The sequence below is a fragment of the Rathayibacter sp. AY2B7 genome, from assembly GCF_002931635.1.
GTDB lineage: Bacteria > Actinomycetota > Actinomycetes > Actinomycetales > Microbacteriaceae > Rathayibacter.
On sequence record NZ_PSUC01000021.1, the window covers coordinates 1 to 13,753 of the forward strand.

Consider the following 13,753-nt stretch of genomic DNA (forward strand, 5'->3'; position numbering starts at 1 on the left):
GTCGGGGACGCCGACTCCGGGACCGTACTCCTCCACCAGCACGTCCTCGGTGAGCCCGAGCTCGGACGCGGCGCGCTCGAGCAGACCGGTGAGCTGCAGCCTCTTCTCGTAGATCTGCAGCTCGAGGCCGTGCACGCTCTCGGTGACGGACTGGAGCCGGTCGCGCACGCTCCCCTCCTCGCGGCGGAGCCCCTGCAGCTCACCGGTCTGCTCGAGCGCGCCGCGTCCGAGCTCGGGCTCACCGAGGACGTGCTGGTGGAGGAGTACGGTCCCGGAGTCGGCGTCCCCGACGAGACGGACGTGGAGCAGGAGCCGCGGCCCTACGTCCGCGAGGAGCAGCGCCACCGCCTCGAGAAGGCCGAGAAGCAGCTGGGGCAGCTGGGCCGCGTCAATCCGCTCGCGCTGGAGGAGTTCGCCGCGCTGGAGCAGCGGCACGCGTTCCTGACCGAGCAGCTGGCCGACCTCACCGGGACCCGGCGCGACCTGCTCACCATCATCGAGGAGCTCGACGAGACGATGCAGACCGTGTTCGCCTCCGCGTTCGACGACACGCAGGCGGCGTTCGCGGACGTGTTCCCCGTTCTCTTCCCCGGCGGCACCGGCAGCATCCGGCTGACCGACCCGGAGAACCTGCTCACCACCGGCATCGAGGTCGCGGTGCGGCCGGCCGGCAAGAAGATCGAGCGGCTGTCGCTCCTCTCCGGAGGGGAGCGCTCGCTCGCGGCCGTGGCGTTCATGGTCGCCATCTTCAAGTCACGGCCGAGCCCCTTCTACATCATGGACGAGGTGGAGGCCGCCCTCGACGACGCGAATCTCGGCCGACTGCTCAGCATCTTCGAGGACCTGCGCACCTCGAGCCAGCTGATCGTCATCACCCACCAGAAGCGGACCATGGAGATCGCGGACGCCCTCTACGGCGTGTCGATGCGGCAGGACGGCGTCTCGGCCGTCGTCGGCCAGCGCGTCGCCGCGCCCCCGGCCTGAACCCGCCTCCCCGACCGCTCGGAGGCGCGCCCGCCGGTAGCCTGGACCCATGGCAGAACGCACCTCCTGGTCGCTCGGCCGCGCACTGCGCGGCCTGTTCGAGAAGCGCACGATCGACGACCAGACCTGGGACGACCTCGAGACGGCGCTGATCACCGCCGACTTCGGCCCCGACATCACCGAGGAGATCGTCGACGACCTCCGCGCCAAGGTCGCCCGCTACTCCACAACCGACCCGCGCGACCTGCAGCGGATGCTCCGCGAGTCCCTCGAGGAGCGTCTGTCGAAGTACGACACGACCCTCAAGCTCAGCGAGCGCCCCGCCGTGATCCTCGTGGTCGGCGTGAACGGCGTCGGCAAGACCACGACCATCGGCAAGTTCGCCAAGTTCCTCCGCAACTACGGCCGGAGCGTCGTGGTCGGCGCGGCCGACACCTTCCGCGCCGCGGCGGTCGACCAGCTCGCCACCTGGGCGCAGCGCGCCGACGCCCAGATCGTCCGCCCGCAGCAGGAGCGCCAGGATCCGGCGTCCGTCGCCTTCCAGACCGTGCAGTTCGCGAAGGACACCGGCGTCGAGATGGTCATCATCGACACGGCCGGCCGCCTGCACACCAAGGGCGGGCTGATGGACGAGCTCACGAAGATCAAGCGCGTCATCGAGAAGCAGGCCCCGATCTCCGAGATCCTGCTCGTGCTCGATGCGACGACCGGTCAGAACGGGCTGAGCCAGGCCGAGGCGTTCATCGAGCACGCGGGCGTCACCGGCCTGGTCATCACCAAGCTCGACGGCTCCGCGAAGGGCGGCTTCGTCCTCGCGGTCCAGGAGCGCACCGGCATCCCGATCAAGCTCGTCGGCCAGGGCGAGGGCATCGGCGACCTCACCGGCTTCACCCCCCACGTCTTCGCCCAGCAGCTCGTCAGCTGAGCGGCCCCGCCCGGGACGACGCGCCGGCGCCGTCCCGGTGGCGGGCTACACGGCCTGCGAGAAGCCCAGCGCCGCGTCGGCGAGGTGGCGCAGATGCTCCGGGACCGGCAGCCCCTTCGACTCCATCGAGCGCGCCCAGAGCCGGCCGGCGCGGTAGGAGGAGCGGACCAGGGGTCCGGCGAGGACGCCGAGGAAGCCGATGTCCTCGGCCTCCTCCTTGATTGCCACGAACTCCTCCGGGTGCACCCAGCGGTCCACCGGCAGATGCCGCGGCGTCGGGCGGAGGTACTGCGTGATGGTCACGATGTCGGTGCCGGCGTCGTAGAGGTCCTGCAGCGCCTGCGAGATCTCCTCCCGCTCCTCGCCCATGCCGAGGATGAGGTTCGACTTCGTGATCAGCCCCGCCTCCCGGCCCCGGGTGAGCACGTCGAGCGAGCGCTCGTAGCGGAAGGCCGGCCGGATGCGCTTGAAGATCCGCGGCACCGTCTCGACGTTGTGGGCGAACACCTCCGGCTCCGCGTCGAACACCCGCTGCAAGTGCTCGGCGCGGCCGGTGAAGTCCGGGACCAGGATCTCGACCCCCGTGCCCGGAGCCTGGGCGTGGATCTGGCGGATGGTCTCGGCGTAGAGCCAGGAGCCCTCGTCGGGCAGGTCGTCGCGGGCGACGCCGGTGACGGTCGCGTAGCGGAGGTTCATCCGGGCGACGGACTCCCCGACGCGCCGGGGCTCGTCCGCGTCGTAGTCCGCGGGCTTCCCGGTGTCGATCTGGCAGAAGTCGCAGCGGCGGGTGCACTGGGCGCCGCCGATGAGGAACGTCGCCTCGCGGTCCTCCCAGCACTCGAAGATGTTGGGGCAGCCCGCCTCCTGGCAGACGGTGTGCAGCTCCTCCGTCTTCACCAGTGACTGCAGCTGCCGGTACTCGGGGCCCATCGTGGCCTTCGTTCGGATCCACTCGGGCTTGCGCTCGATCGGCGTCTCGGCGTTGCGGATCTCCAGCCGCAGCAGCTTGCGGCCGCCGGCCTCGGCGCTCACGCGGCGACCTCCTCGATGCGGGCGGAGAAGGCGGGGGCCGCCTCCGAGAAGCGCGCCGCCACCCGCGCCCGCACCGCCTCCATGGGCGGAGCCTCGCCGCGCTCGCGCTCGAGCGTGGTCACTCCGGCGTCGGCGATGCCGCAGGCGACGATGCGGGCGTAGGGCTCGAGGCTGTTCGAGACGTTGAGGGCGAAGCCGTGCATCGTCACGCCCGAGGCGACGCGGATGCCGATCGCGGCGATCTTGTCGGCGCCGCCGTCCCTCGGGATCCACACTCCCGAGCGCCCGTCGACGCGCCGCCCCTGCACGCCCAGGTCGTCGAGAGCGGCGATCAGCACGCCCTCCAGCGAGCGGACGTAGGCGACCACGTCGACGGGCTCGCCGAGCCGCACGATCGGGTAGCCGACGAGCTGGCCCGGGCCGTGCCAGGTGATCCGGCCTCCGCGGTCGACGTCCACCACGGGCGAGCCGTCGTCCGGGCGCTCGTGCGCCTCGGTCCGCTTGCCCGCGGTGTAGACGGAGGAGTGCTCGCAGAGCACGAGGGTGTCCGGCCTCGAGCCCGCCACCACCTCGGCGTGCAGGCGGCGCTGGAGCTCCCAGCCGTCGCGGTAGTCCAGGGGGTCCGCGGAGTCGCCCGCCACCAGTGTCTCGATCACCGGGCCACCCTAGCCCCGTTCTTGGACTCGGACCAGTTAATCCGCTGCACCGTGATCGCGCCGATCGCGGGCCGATCGGCGGCCCCGCCCGCCGACCCTCCGGGCCTCCGGTAGAATTCCGGGCATCATGGCTACTTTCGGCACCCTCTCCGATCGACTCGTCGAGACCTTCAAGAACCTCCGCACGAAGGGCAAGCTCTCCGCGTCGGACGTCGACGGCACCGTCCGCGAGATCCGGCGGGCCCTCCTCGACGCCGACGTCGCGCTGGAGGTCGTGAAGGAGTTCACCGGCAAGGTGCGCGAGCGCGCCCTCGGCGACGAGGTCAACAAGGCGCTCAACCCGGCCCAGCAGGTCGTCCAGATCGTCAACGAGGAGCTCGTCGCGATCCTCGGCGGGCAGTCGCGACGCCTCGAGTTCGCCAAGCGCCCGCCGACCGTCATCATGCTCGCCGGCCTCCAGGGCGCGGGCAAGACGACCCTCGCGGGCAAGCTCGGCAAGTACCTCGGCAAGGACGGCCACACCCCGCTGCTCGTCGCGGCCGACCTCCAGCGCCCCAACGCCGTGCAGCAGCTGCAGGTCGTCGGCGAGCAGGCCGGAGTCGCGGTCTACGCGCCGGAGCCGGGCAACGGCGTCGGCAACCCGGTCAAGGTCGCTCAGAACGCGATCCGCTTCGCGACCGACAAGCAGTACGACACGGTCATCATCGACACGGCCGGACGCCTCGGCGTCGACGCCGACATGATGAAGCAGGCCGCGGACATCCGCCGCGTCACGAACCCCGACGAGGTCCTGTTCGTCATCGACGCGATGATCGGCCAGGATGCGGTCGCGACCGCCAAGGCCTTCCAGGAGGGCGTCGACTTCACCGGCGTCGTCCTCTCCAAGCTCGACGGCGACGCCCGCGGAGGCGCGGCGCTCTCGGTCGCCTCGCTCACCGGCCGCCCGATCCTCTTCGCCTCCACGGGCGAGTCGCTCGACGACTTCGAGCAGTTCCACCCCGACCGCATGGCGAGCCGCATCCTCGACCTCGGCGACGTGCTGACCCTCATCGAGCAGGCCCAGTCCGCGTTCGACGAGGACGAGGCGCGCAAGATCGCCGAGAAGATCATGGGGGACACGTTCACCCTCGACGACTTCCTCGGCCAGATGCAGCAGCTGCGCAACATGGGCTCGATCAAGAAGATGATCGGCATGCTGCCCGGCGCGAAGGGCATGCGAGAGCAGCTCGACCAGTTCGACGAGCGCGAGATCGTGCGCACCGAGGCGATCATCCAGTCGATGACGAAGGCGGAGCGGGTCAACCCGAAGCTGCTCAACGGCTCGCGGCGCCTGCGCATCGCCCGCGGCTCCGGCATGACGGTCACGGACGTCAACCAGCTCGTCCAGCGCTTCGAGCAGGCCGCCAAGATGATGAAGACGGTCGCCAAGGGCGGCATGCCCTCGGTCCCCGGCATGGGCCCCGTGCCCGGCGCCGGCTACCAGGGCCGCCCGAAGCCGCAGAAGAAGAAGAGCAGCAAGTCCGGCAACCCCGCCAAGCGCGCGGCCGAGAACGCGGCGATCACCTCCGGGCCCCGCCCGGGCGATGCGGGCGGCTCCGGCTTCGGCCTGGGCGGCGGCGCCGGCAAGGGCGCCCAGCCCACGCCGGAGGAGCTCGAGCAGCTGCAGAAGCTCCTCGGGCGATGAGGCGGGTCGCGGCCGGACGCGCGGGCGGGATCCTCGTCCTCGCGGCCGTGCTCGGGCTCACCGGCTGCGCCGAGGGCTCCGGGGTCGACGCGATGACGGCGCCCTCCCCGGAGGACCTGGTCGGCCGCTGGGTGACGGGCGTCTCCTACGACGCGCCCGACGTGCCGTTCCTCCTGATCGCGGAGGACGGGACCTGGACGGGCTCCGACGGCTGCAACGGCGCGCAGGGCGAGTGGTCGATCGACCAGGCGGGCGCGCTCACCGTCTCGGCCGGGCCGAGCACGCTGATCGCCTGCGACGGCGTCGCGCTGCCGATGATCTTCTCGGAGGCGGCGATGGCCTCGCTCGACGGCGGACGGCTCCGCCTGTTCGACGACGAGGGTGCCACCGTCGTCAAGCTCGCCCGCTCCACGAGCGACGAGGCGCCCTCGGCGTCGCCGGACCCGGCAGGGGAGTAGCGCGCCGTCCCTCCGCGGGCCGCAGCGGGGATCCCCGTGAGGCGCACCGCTCGCTAGCGTGAGGGCATGACAACCGCACAAGCGCGCCCCGTCCGCATCGGCGTCCAGATCGCACCGCAGCACGTCCCCTACGAGGTCATCCGCGACACGCTCGCCGAGCTCGAGGACCTCGGCGTCGACATCGCCTTCAACTGGGACCACTTCTTCCCGCTCTCGGGAGAGCCGAACGGCCTGCACTTCGAGGGCTGGAGCATGCTCGCGGCCTGGGCCGAGCAGACCAGCCGCATCGAGTTCGGCCCGCTGGTCACCTGCAACAGCTATCGGAACCCCGACCTCCTCGCCGACATGGCGCGCACGGTCGACCACATCAGCGCCAAGGGCGCCGAGGGCCGTCTGATCTTCGGCATCGGCTCGGGCTGGTTCGAGCGCGACTACGAGGAGTACGGCTACGAGTTCGGCACTCCCGGCTCCCGCCTCGACGAGCTCTCCGAGGCGATGCCGCGCATCCGCAACCGGTGGTCGATGCTCAACCCGGCGCCCACCCGCGACATCCCGGTGATGATCGGCGGCGGCGGCGAGAAGAAGACGCTGCGGATCGTCGCCGAGCACGCCGACATCTGGCACAGCTTCTCGGACGTCCCGACGCTCGAGCGCAAGCTCGGCGTGCTCTCGGAGTGGTGCGGCCGCGTGGACCGCGACCCGGCCGCGATCGAGATCTCGACCGGCGCGAGCGTGCGCGGCGGTGTCGGCGACGCCTCCTTCGACGTGCTCGACCAGCAGTACGACCTGGGTGCCCGCCTGTTCACGCTCGGCATCACCGGTCCGGACATCGACCTCGCGCCCGTGCGCGACCTGCTCGGCTGGCGCGACGGCCGGAACAGCACCGCGCGCTGACCCGGCGGGGCGCCGTCACGGCGGCGCCCCGCGTCGGAGTCAGGCCGCCGGCGCGTCCGTCGCCTTCTGTCCCGTCGGCACCGCCCGGGCGAGGCCGGACTTCTCGGCCGCCACCTCGAAGGCGTCGGCCAGGGCGCGCTGGCCCTCGACGGTGGGATGCACGCCGTCCTCGCCGAGCAGCCCGTCCTCGCGGAGGGGGTCCGGGTACTCCAGCGCACCGCCGCCGGCGGCCGTCACGGCCTCGACCAGCGCCGCGTCGTACTCGTCGAGATCGGAGGGGCGCGGGTCGGGGCCCCAGACCGAGTCGAGCGCGATGAGCCGGGCCGAGGGCGAGGCGGACACGATCGCATCCACCGCCGGCCCGATCGCGGCGTCCACGTCCTCCGGATCCCAGCCCAGGTCGTTGCTGCTGGCGATCAGCACGATCGCGTCGGGCCGGGTGTCGGCGATCTCCTCCGCGCGGTCGCCGATCGCGACGCCGCAGTCACCCGGTTCGATGAAGCCGCCGCCGTCGCAGCCCAGGTTCGTGACCTCCCAGCCGAGGTCGTCGCCGACGAGTGCGGGCCAGGCCTGCTCCGGATCGACCGTCAGACCGCGCACGATGCTGTCGCCGACGATCGTCACCCGGGAGCCGGCGGGAAGAGAGCCGCCGATCGAGAGCGGCAGCGGATCGGCGGTGACGGTCGGGAGGGGAGTGGCGGTGCCGGCGGGGGACGCGGTCGCCGGGCCGGTCGTCGTCGAGGATGAGCAGCCGGCGAGACCGAGGGCCAGTGCGCCGATCGCGGCTGCGGCGAGGAGGGCGGGACGCGTCATGAGCGGGGATCCCGGAGCCCGTCGCGCAGCTCGCCCGCGAGAGCCCGGACCACCGCCTTCAGGTCGCCGTCGTTCGCCGCGGCCGTCCGCAGCTGGCGCTGGTAGCTCGCTCCCGCGACCAGGATCAGCTCGACGTCGCCGAGCTCCTTCACGCAGTCGAGGCGCTCGGCGACCGGCGCGAGGGTGACGAGCAGGTCGCGGATGTCGTCGGTGACCAGCCGCTCCGCTCCAGCGGCGTCGAGGATGATCTCGGCGTCGAGTCCGTAGCGGGCCGCGCGCCACTTGTTCTCGCGCACGTACCAGGGCTGCATCGTCGGCAGGTCCTCGCCCGCGTCCAGCCGCGACGAGAGGTGCTCGACGAGGCACTGGATCAGCGCGGCGACCGCTCCGATCTCCTCCGCGGAGGAGAGGCCGTCGCACGCGCGCATCTCGAGAGTGCCCCACTGCGGCGAGGGGCGGATGTCCCAGCGGACCTCCGTGTGGTCGTCGATGACGCCGGTGCGCATCATGTCGTCGACGTACTCCTCGTAGTTCGCCCAGGCACCGAACTGCGGAGGCAGGCCCGCCGTCGGCAGCTGCTGGAACATCAGCGCGCGGTTCGAGGCGTAGCCCGTGTCGACTCCGCCCCAGAACGGGCTCGACGCCGAGAGCGCCTGCAGGTGCGGGTAGTAGTCGAGCAGGGAGTTGAGGATCGGCAGCACCTTGTCGCGGTGCTCGATGCCGACGTGCACATGGATGCCCCAGATCATCATGTTCCGGCCCCACCACTGGGTCCGGTCGATGAGGCGGTGGTACCGCTCCTTGTCCGTGATGGCCTGGTCGAACCACTGCGCGAACGGATGCGTGCCCGAGCACACGAGGGCGAGTCCCATGGGGTCGGTGATCTCGCGCACCTGCCGGAGCTGGTCCTGCAGATCGGCGACCGCGTCGCGGACGGAGGTGTGCACGCCGGAGACCAGCTCGACCGTGTTGCGCAGGAGCTCGCCGGTGATGTGCGGGTGCGGGGCGCCGTCGTCGCTGCGGAGCGCCTCCAGCACCACATCGGCGACGTTGGCGAGATCGCCCGTCTGCCGGTCGACGATCGCGACCTCCCACTCGATCCCGAGCGTGGAGCGGTCTGATGCGGCGAAGCTGATCTCCATGGCGTGGTCCTCATCGGATCCGGGCGTCCGCCGATCGGGACGCGCCTCGCCATCCTGCCACCTGCGGCCGGGGCGGACGCCGAGCCCCGGCGGAGGCCTTCCGGGTCCCGCGCGGCCCGCTCCCGCGAGGGTGCCGCTGGGCGGCGGCGTGCCGGGCCCGCACCGGGGCGGTTTTTCTGGCAGAATGATCCGTCGGGTCCGAGGCGGTCGACCCTCTACTCACCGCCGACGAAACCCCCTCGAGCTTCCGCCGGGTGTGCCCCCACGCTCACGGCTCAGTTCATCCATCATCGACCGGACACCGGTCAACGACCACACAGGAGAATTGTGGCTGTCAAGATTCGTCTGAAGCGCCTCGGCAAGATCCGGGCGCCCTACTACCGCATCGTCGTCGCCGACTCGCGCACCAAGCGCGACGGCCGCGTGATCGAGGAGATCGGCAAGTACCACCCGACCGAGCAGCCCTCGTTCATCCAGGTCGACTCGGAGCGCGCGCAGTACTGGCTCGGAGTCGGCGCGCAGCCGACCGAGCAGGTCGCCGCGATCCTCAAGCTGACCGGCGACTGGGGCCGCTTCAAGGGCGACGCCGACGCCGTCAGCACCGTCCAGGTGAAGGAGCCCAAGGCTCCGTTCGTCGTCGACGCGAAGAAGAAGCCCGTCCTCAAGCCGAAGTCCGAGGCTCCGGCCAAGGCCGCCCCGGTCGAGGACACCGCCGACGAGACCTCCACCGAGGCGTAGTCAGTGCTCGCTCCCGCCGTCGAACACCTCGTCAAGGGGATCGTCGAGAACCCCGATGAGGTCAGTGTCGTGGCCACGAGCTCCCCGCGCGGAGAGGTCCTCGAGGTGCGCGTGCACCCCGAGGACCTCGGCCGCGTGATCGGACGCTCCGGTCGCACCGCCAAGGCCGTCCGCACTCTCGTCGCCGCGCTCGCCGACGGGCGCCGCGTGCGCGTCGACGTCGTCGACACCGACAAGTAGAGGTGTCGGTCACCGGACCGGGCACGACGCAGCTCCGCGTCGCCCGACTCACCAAGGCACACGGGCTCAAGGGCGCCATCAAGCTCGAGCTCTACACGGACGAGCCCGACAAGCGCTTCACCCCCGGATCCACGTTCACGCTGCAGGTCCCGCGCACCTCCGAGTGGCACGGCAAGAAGCTCGAGCTCGTCGAGCTGCGCTGGTACAACAGCCACCCCGTCGCGTTCTTCCGAGGCGTCGACGACCGCAACGCCGCTGAGACCCTCCTGAAGGCGATCCTCTGGATCGACGAGGAGGTGCAGACCCAGCCGGGCGAGGACGACTCCTGGTACGACTACCAGCTGGTCGGCATGAAGGTCGTCCGCGACGGCGTCGAGGTCGGCACCGTCCGCCGCGTCGACCACTTCCCCGCGCAGGACCTGCTCATCGTCGGCACCCCCTCCGGCGAGGTGATGGTGCCGTTCGTGAACGCGATCGTCCCCTCCGTCGACGCCGCGGCTGGGATCGTCACGGTCACGCCTCCGATCGGCCTGTTCGAGGAGGCTCCCGAGGAGGAGCCCGCCGCGGTCGACCTCAGCGGTGTCGACCTGGCGGACCCGGCGCTGAGCGCGCCTGCGGACGCCGACGAGCCGGACGCGTCCGCTGACGCGGACGCCGCTCTCGAGGAGCCCGCCGACGACGAGCCCTCGGCCGCCTCCGACGCCGCCTCCGAGGAGGAGCCCCGGTCGTGAGGATCGACATCGTCACGATCTTCCCGGAGTTCTTCGGCGTGCTCGACATCAGCCTGCTCGGCCGTGCGCGGCAGAGCGGGCTGATCGAGCTCGGCGTGCACGACCTGCGCGACTTCACCCACGACCGCCACCGCACCGTCGACGACACGCCCTACGGCGGCGGCGCGGGCATGGTGATGCGACCGGAGCCGTGGGGCGAGGCGCTCGACACGATCCTCGACGGCGCGGACGACCCCGTCGTGATCTTCCCGTCGCCCGCGGGCGAGCTGTTCACCCAGGCGACCGCCCGCGAGCTCGCGGAGGAGTCCACCCTCGTCTTCGGCTGCGGCCGCTACGAGGGCATCGACCAGCGCGTCGTGGACCACACCGCCGAGCGCGCGCGGGTCCGGCTGATCAGCCTCGGCGACTACGTCCTCAACGGAGGAGAGGTCGCCGTGATGGCGATGATCGAGGCCGTCGGACGCCTGGTCCCGGGCGTCGTCGGCAACCCGGCGAGCCTGGTCGAGGAGAGCCACTCCGACGGGCTGCTCGAGTACCCGAGCTACACCAAGCCCGCCTCCTGGCGGGGCCTCGACGTCCCTCCGGTGCTCCTCAGCGGCAACCACGGGGCGATCGCCGCCTGGCGCCACCAGCAGAGCGTCGAGCGCACGCGCCGCGTCCGCCCCGAACTGCTTCCCTAGCCCCGCGCCGCACGGTCACCGGGCCGCGAGGGCCAGGTGCCGGTCGCGCAGGGCGAGGAAGAGAGGGAACGCGAACGCGAGGGCGACCAGCGGCGCGAGCAGCACCAGGATCCACACGCGGCGCATCCCGATCCGGCGGCCCTCCACCACCATGAAGGCGACGGCTGCGATCGCGACGACCAGCAGGTCGGTCGAGAACGACGACACCCACGGCCCGCCCGCGGCGAGGCCGGCGAGCACGTCCGCGCCCTCCTGCATCGCCCGCACGTTCCAGGTCCAGGTCCCGATCAGCCCGGCGAGGGCGAGGACGAGGTAGACGATCCCGAGCGGCGTCCAGCCGCGGTGCAGCCGGCTCATGCGCGGGCCTCCGTTCGTGCGAGGGTGAGGATCGTCCCTCCGGCGAGGGCGACCACGGCCACAGTAGCGACGGCGAGGGTCAGCGCGTCCGGTGCGGTCAGCGCCTGTCCGCGCAGCGCCTGCCAGCAGGTGAGGGCCACCGCGGCCGCCCAGCCCGCCGAGGCCAGGGCGACGAGCCGCAGCCGGGTGGATGCGGGGCGCAGCACGGGGATCCGGGGTGCCAGCCGTCGGAGCAGCAGCGCGAGCAGCGGGAGCCCCTGCAGAGCGTGCATCCCGACGAAGTGCGGGATGCGCAGATCGCCCCCCGTGGTGCTCCAGCCCAGGAGGGGGAGGCCGGGTCCGCCGTCCGCGACTCCGACGGCGTGCGCGCCGACGACGCCCTGGTAATCGCTGATCTGGCCGGCCGAGGGCCCCGTCATCAGGAACGCGAGGGCCATCCCGACGAGCCCGATCACGAGTCCGGCGCGCACGGCGAGCGTCAGCGCCGGGTCGCCGAGCGGCACCCGCGCCAGGAGGGCGGCGAGGACCAGAGTCGCCAGCCAGACCACCACGATCGAGACGGCCATCGAGGCCCAGAGCGCGGCGTGCAGGGGAGAGGAGACGTCGAAGTGGCTGCGCTCGCCGACCAGGGCGGCGCCTCCGATCACGACCATCTCGACCGCCAGGCCGACTGCCGCGACCGTGCCCAGCGCTCGGGCGAGGCGGCGCCGTCGGGGCACGAGCCCGATCAGCCAGGCGAGCGTCACGGCGTACAGCGCGATCGAGAGGCAGAACTTCAGCGGCTTGCCCCAGAGCGGCTGCCCGCCGAGCTCGCGGGGATCGACGACCAGCGCGATCGCGCAGAGGAGGGCGCCGACCGCCATCGCGGCCGCGAGCACCAGGAGCGGCCGGTGCGGAGCAGCGGAGGCCGTGCGCGCGGGCGTCTCGGTCGCCGCGCTCATCGGGGCACCTCCGTCGAGCCGAAGCGGCTCTGCGTCTCGCGCGCCTGGGCGACGCGCCGGAGCGACTGCAGCACCACGTCTCCGAGCGCGGTGCCGACGGCGGCGACGGCAGCCTGCTCGCTCACGCTCTCACGGGCCTGCAGCTCGTCGAGGTCGGCGGAGGCGACGAGGGCGGCGGCGCGGGCGTAGGCCTCGAGCCAGCCGGCGCTCATCGGTCCGGTGGAGAGCTGGAGCGCGTCGAGCGCCCGTGCCGCCGTCGCGACGGCGGGGTGGCCGCAGTGGTCGGAGCCCGTGGCCTCGGCGATCCGCCGCGTCGACACCTCGGTGGCGGACGCCGTCGAGTCGGCGCTCACGGAGACCACGTCCTGCGCCACCTCGAACGCCGCTGTCGGACCGACGCCGGCGTCGAGCGCGGCCGTGATCCGCTTCGCGCCGGCGATGCCGACGCCGCCGCTCTCGATGAGAGCGCGGAGCAGCGTCAGACGCGCGACATGGGCGTCCCCGTACTCCGCCCGCTGGGGGCCGGCGGCGTCGCCCGGCGGCAGCAGCCCCTCCCGGATGTAGTACTTGATCGTGGGCAGGCTGACGCCGCTGCTGCGGCTGAGCTCCGAGATTCGCACGTGGACAGTATCGCTATCGGATAGCGGTACTGTCCACCGCTTAGTCAGTCCCGCGCGGAGAGGACGATGTTCCCCGTCTCGGTGATGGCGATCGTGTGCTCCATGTGGGCGCCGCGAGAGCCGTCACGGCTGCGGAGGGTCCAGCCGTCCTTGTCCGTGTAGATCTCGTCGGTCGTCTGCAGGAACCACGGCTCGATCGCGACGACGAGACCCGGGCGGAGCGGGTAGCCGCGGCCGGCGCGTCCGTCGTTGGGGATGTGCGGATCGCCGTGCATCGTGCGGCCGACGCCGTGGCCGCCGAAGTCGGTGTTGATGGACAGGCCCTCGGCGTGTGCGACGGCCGCGATGGCCGCGGAGATGTCGCCGATCTTCTTCCCGGGCTGCGCGGCGGCGATGCCGGCCTCGAGCGCGCGGGTGGTGGTGTCGATGAGGGCGAGGTCCTCCTCGCGCGGCGTCCCGACCACGACGCTGATGGCCGAGTCGGCGACCCAGCCGTTCACGGAGGCGGCGAAGTCGAGGGTGAGCAGGTCGCCGTCCTTCAGTCGGTAGTCGAAGGGCAGGCCGTGCAGCACCGCGTCGTTGACGGAGGTGCAGATGACCTTGCCGAAGGGGCTGGCGCCGAAGGAGGGGTGGTAGTCGATGTAGCAGGACTCGGCGCCGGCCGTGCGGATCATGTCGTGGGCGAGCCGGTCGAGCTCGAGCAGGTTCACGCCGACCGCGGCAGCGGCGGAGGTGGCCTTCAGTACCTCGCCGACGAAGCGGCCGGCGGGACGCATCTCCTCGATCTCGGCGGGGGTGCGTAGCTCGATCATCCTGATCCTCTCGGGGTCCGCTGAGCCGTCGCTCAGCGGTGGTGGG

The 13,753-nt window shown here is 71.9% G+C and carries 16 protein-coding genes and 1 pseudogene; 9 read left to right on the plus strand and 8 right to left on the minus strand.

Annotation, left to right across the window (positions count from 1 at the left end; genetic code table 11):
• Together C5C27_RS05805 and ftsY are read left to right on the plus strand one after the other, a co-directional pair.
• Positions 1-984: pseudogene (locus tag C5C27_RS05805) on the plus strand (AAA family ATPase); the annotation flags it as partial.
• A gap of 49 nt (positions 985-1,033) precedes the next feature.
• Positions 1,034-1,909 carry a signal recognition particle-docking protein FtsY gene (ftsY, locus tag C5C27_RS05810; RefSeq protein ID WP_104223920.1) on the plus strand — a complete coding sequence of 292 codons (876 nt, stop codon included), beginning with the start codon at positions 1,034-1,036 and terminating at the stop codon, positions 1,907-1,909.
• 45 nt (positions 1,910-1,954) lie between these two features.
• Here ftsY and lipA read toward each other — a convergent pair whose 3' ends face one another.
• Positions 1,955-2,941 (minus strand): lipoyl synthase, encoded by a 987-nt coding sequence (gene lipA / locus C5C27_RS05815; protein ID WP_181133459.1) that lies wholly within the window; start codon positions 2,939-2,941, stop codon positions 1,955-1,957.
• Positions 2,938-3,597 carry a lipoyl(octanoyl) transferase LipB gene (gene lipB, locus C5C27_RS05820; protein WP_104313871.1) on the minus strand — a complete coding sequence of 220 codons (660 nt, stop codon included), beginning with the start codon at positions 3,595-3,597 and terminating at the stop codon, positions 2,938-2,940. Before lipB ends, lipA begins: the two co-directional genes overlap by 4 nt.
• A gap of 127 nt (positions 3,598-3,724) precedes the next feature.
• Here lipB and ffh point away from each other — a divergent pair, with 127 nt between their 5' ends.
• The 3 genes from ffh (at position 3,725) to C5C27_RS05835 (ending at position 6,633) form a co-directional block, all read left to right on the plus strand.
• Complete coding sequence (ffh, locus tag C5C27_RS05825; protein WP_104226882.1) at positions 3,725-5,281, plus strand: signal recognition particle protein; 1,557 nt, start codon at positions 3,725-3,727, stop codon at positions 5,279-5,281.
• On the plus strand, positions 5,278-5,739 hold the full coding sequence (locus tag C5C27_RS05830) for an META domain-containing protein (protein WP_104223916.1): 462 nt from the start codon (positions 5,278-5,280) through the stop codon (positions 5,737-5,739). Before ffh ends, C5C27_RS05830 begins: the two co-directional genes overlap by 4 nt.
• Before the next feature lie 66 nt (positions 5,740-5,805).
• Entirely contained in the window at positions 5,806-6,633 is an 828-nt protein-coding gene (locus tag C5C27_RS05835; protein ID WP_104313872.1) for an LLM class F420-dependent oxidoreductase, read from the plus strand.
• A 39-nt stretch (positions 6,634-6,672) separates the two neighbouring features.
• Here the strand turns inward: C5C27_RS05835 and C5C27_RS05840 are convergent, their stop codons facing one another.
• Both C5C27_RS05840 and C5C27_RS05845 read right to left on the minus strand, forming a co-directional pair.
• Positions 6,673-7,446: an SGNH/GDSL hydrolase family protein gene (locus C5C27_RS05840; RefSeq protein WP_104238537.1), complete on the minus strand. Its 774-nt coding sequence runs from the start codon at positions 7,444-7,446 to the stop codon at positions 6,673-6,675.
• The gene (locus C5C27_RS05845; RefSeq protein ID WP_104313873.1) at positions 7,443-8,588 is read right to left on the minus strand and encodes a glutamate--cysteine ligase; all 1,146 of its coding nucleotides are present in this window, start codon (positions 8,586-8,588) and stop codon (positions 7,443-7,445) included. Before C5C27_RS05845 ends, C5C27_RS05840 begins: the two co-directional genes overlap by 4 nt.
• Positions 8,589-8,915: 327 nt before the next feature.
• Here C5C27_RS05845 and rpsP point away from each other — a divergent pair, with 327 nt between their 5' ends.
• Genes rpsP through trmD form a run of 4 tightly spaced genes read left to right on the plus strand, consistent with a single transcriptional unit; the run spans position 8,916 to position 10,977 of the window.
• Positions 8,916-9,326, plus strand: coding sequence for a 30S ribosomal protein S16 (gene rpsP, locus C5C27_RS05850; RefSeq protein WP_104223912.1), 411 nt, complete (start codon positions 8,916-8,918; stop codon positions 9,324-9,326).
• 3 nt (positions 9,327-9,329) lie between these two features.
• The gene (locus tag C5C27_RS05855; RefSeq protein ID WP_068210678.1) at positions 9,330-9,566 is read left to right on the plus strand and encodes an RNA-binding protein; all 237 of its coding nucleotides are present in this window, start codon (positions 9,330-9,332) and stop codon (positions 9,564-9,566) included.
• A 2-nt stretch (positions 9,567-9,568) separates the two neighbouring features.
• Complete coding sequence (gene rimM / locus C5C27_RS05860) at positions 9,569-10,297, plus strand: ribosome maturation factor RimM (protein WP_104295439.1); 729 nt, start codon at positions 9,569-9,571, stop codon at positions 10,295-10,297.
• The gene (gene trmD, locus C5C27_RS05865; RefSeq protein WP_104313874.1) at positions 10,294-10,977 is read left to right on the plus strand and encodes a tRNA (guanosine(37)-N1)-methyltransferase TrmD; all 684 of its coding nucleotides are present in this window, start codon (positions 10,294-10,296) and stop codon (positions 10,975-10,977) included. The genes rimM and trmD overlap by 4 nt, the downstream gene beginning before the upstream one ends.
• Positions 10,978-10,992: 15 nt before the next feature.
• On the opposite strand, the gene C5C27_RS05870 is transcribed toward trmD, so the two are convergent.
• From C5C27_RS05870 to map, 4 genes are read right to left on the minus strand one after another with little or no spacing between them, the layout of a single operon-like run.
• Positions 10,993-11,334, minus strand: a complete 342-nt coding sequence (locus tag C5C27_RS05870; protein WP_104250523.1) for a DUF2834 domain-containing protein — start codon at positions 11,332-11,334, stop codon at positions 10,993-10,995.
• Positions 11,331-12,275 carry a hypothetical protein gene (locus C5C27_RS05875; RefSeq protein WP_104313875.1) on the minus strand — a complete coding sequence of 315 codons (945 nt, stop codon included), beginning with the start codon at positions 12,273-12,275 and terminating at the stop codon, positions 11,331-11,333. The genes C5C27_RS05870 and C5C27_RS05875 overlap by 4 nt, the downstream gene beginning before the upstream one ends.
• Complete coding sequence (locus C5C27_RS05880; RefSeq protein WP_146079609.1) at positions 12,272-12,895, minus strand: MerR family transcriptional regulator; 624 nt, start codon at positions 12,893-12,895, stop codon at positions 12,272-12,274. Before C5C27_RS05880 ends, C5C27_RS05875 begins: the two co-directional genes overlap by 4 nt.
• Positions 12,896-12,939: 44 nt before the next feature.
• On the minus strand, positions 12,940-13,707 hold the full coding sequence (gene map / locus C5C27_RS05885; RefSeq protein WP_104223906.1) for a type I methionyl aminopeptidase: 768 nt from the start codon (positions 13,705-13,707) through the stop codon (positions 12,940-12,942).
• Positions 13,708-13,753: the final 46 nt, after the last annotated feature.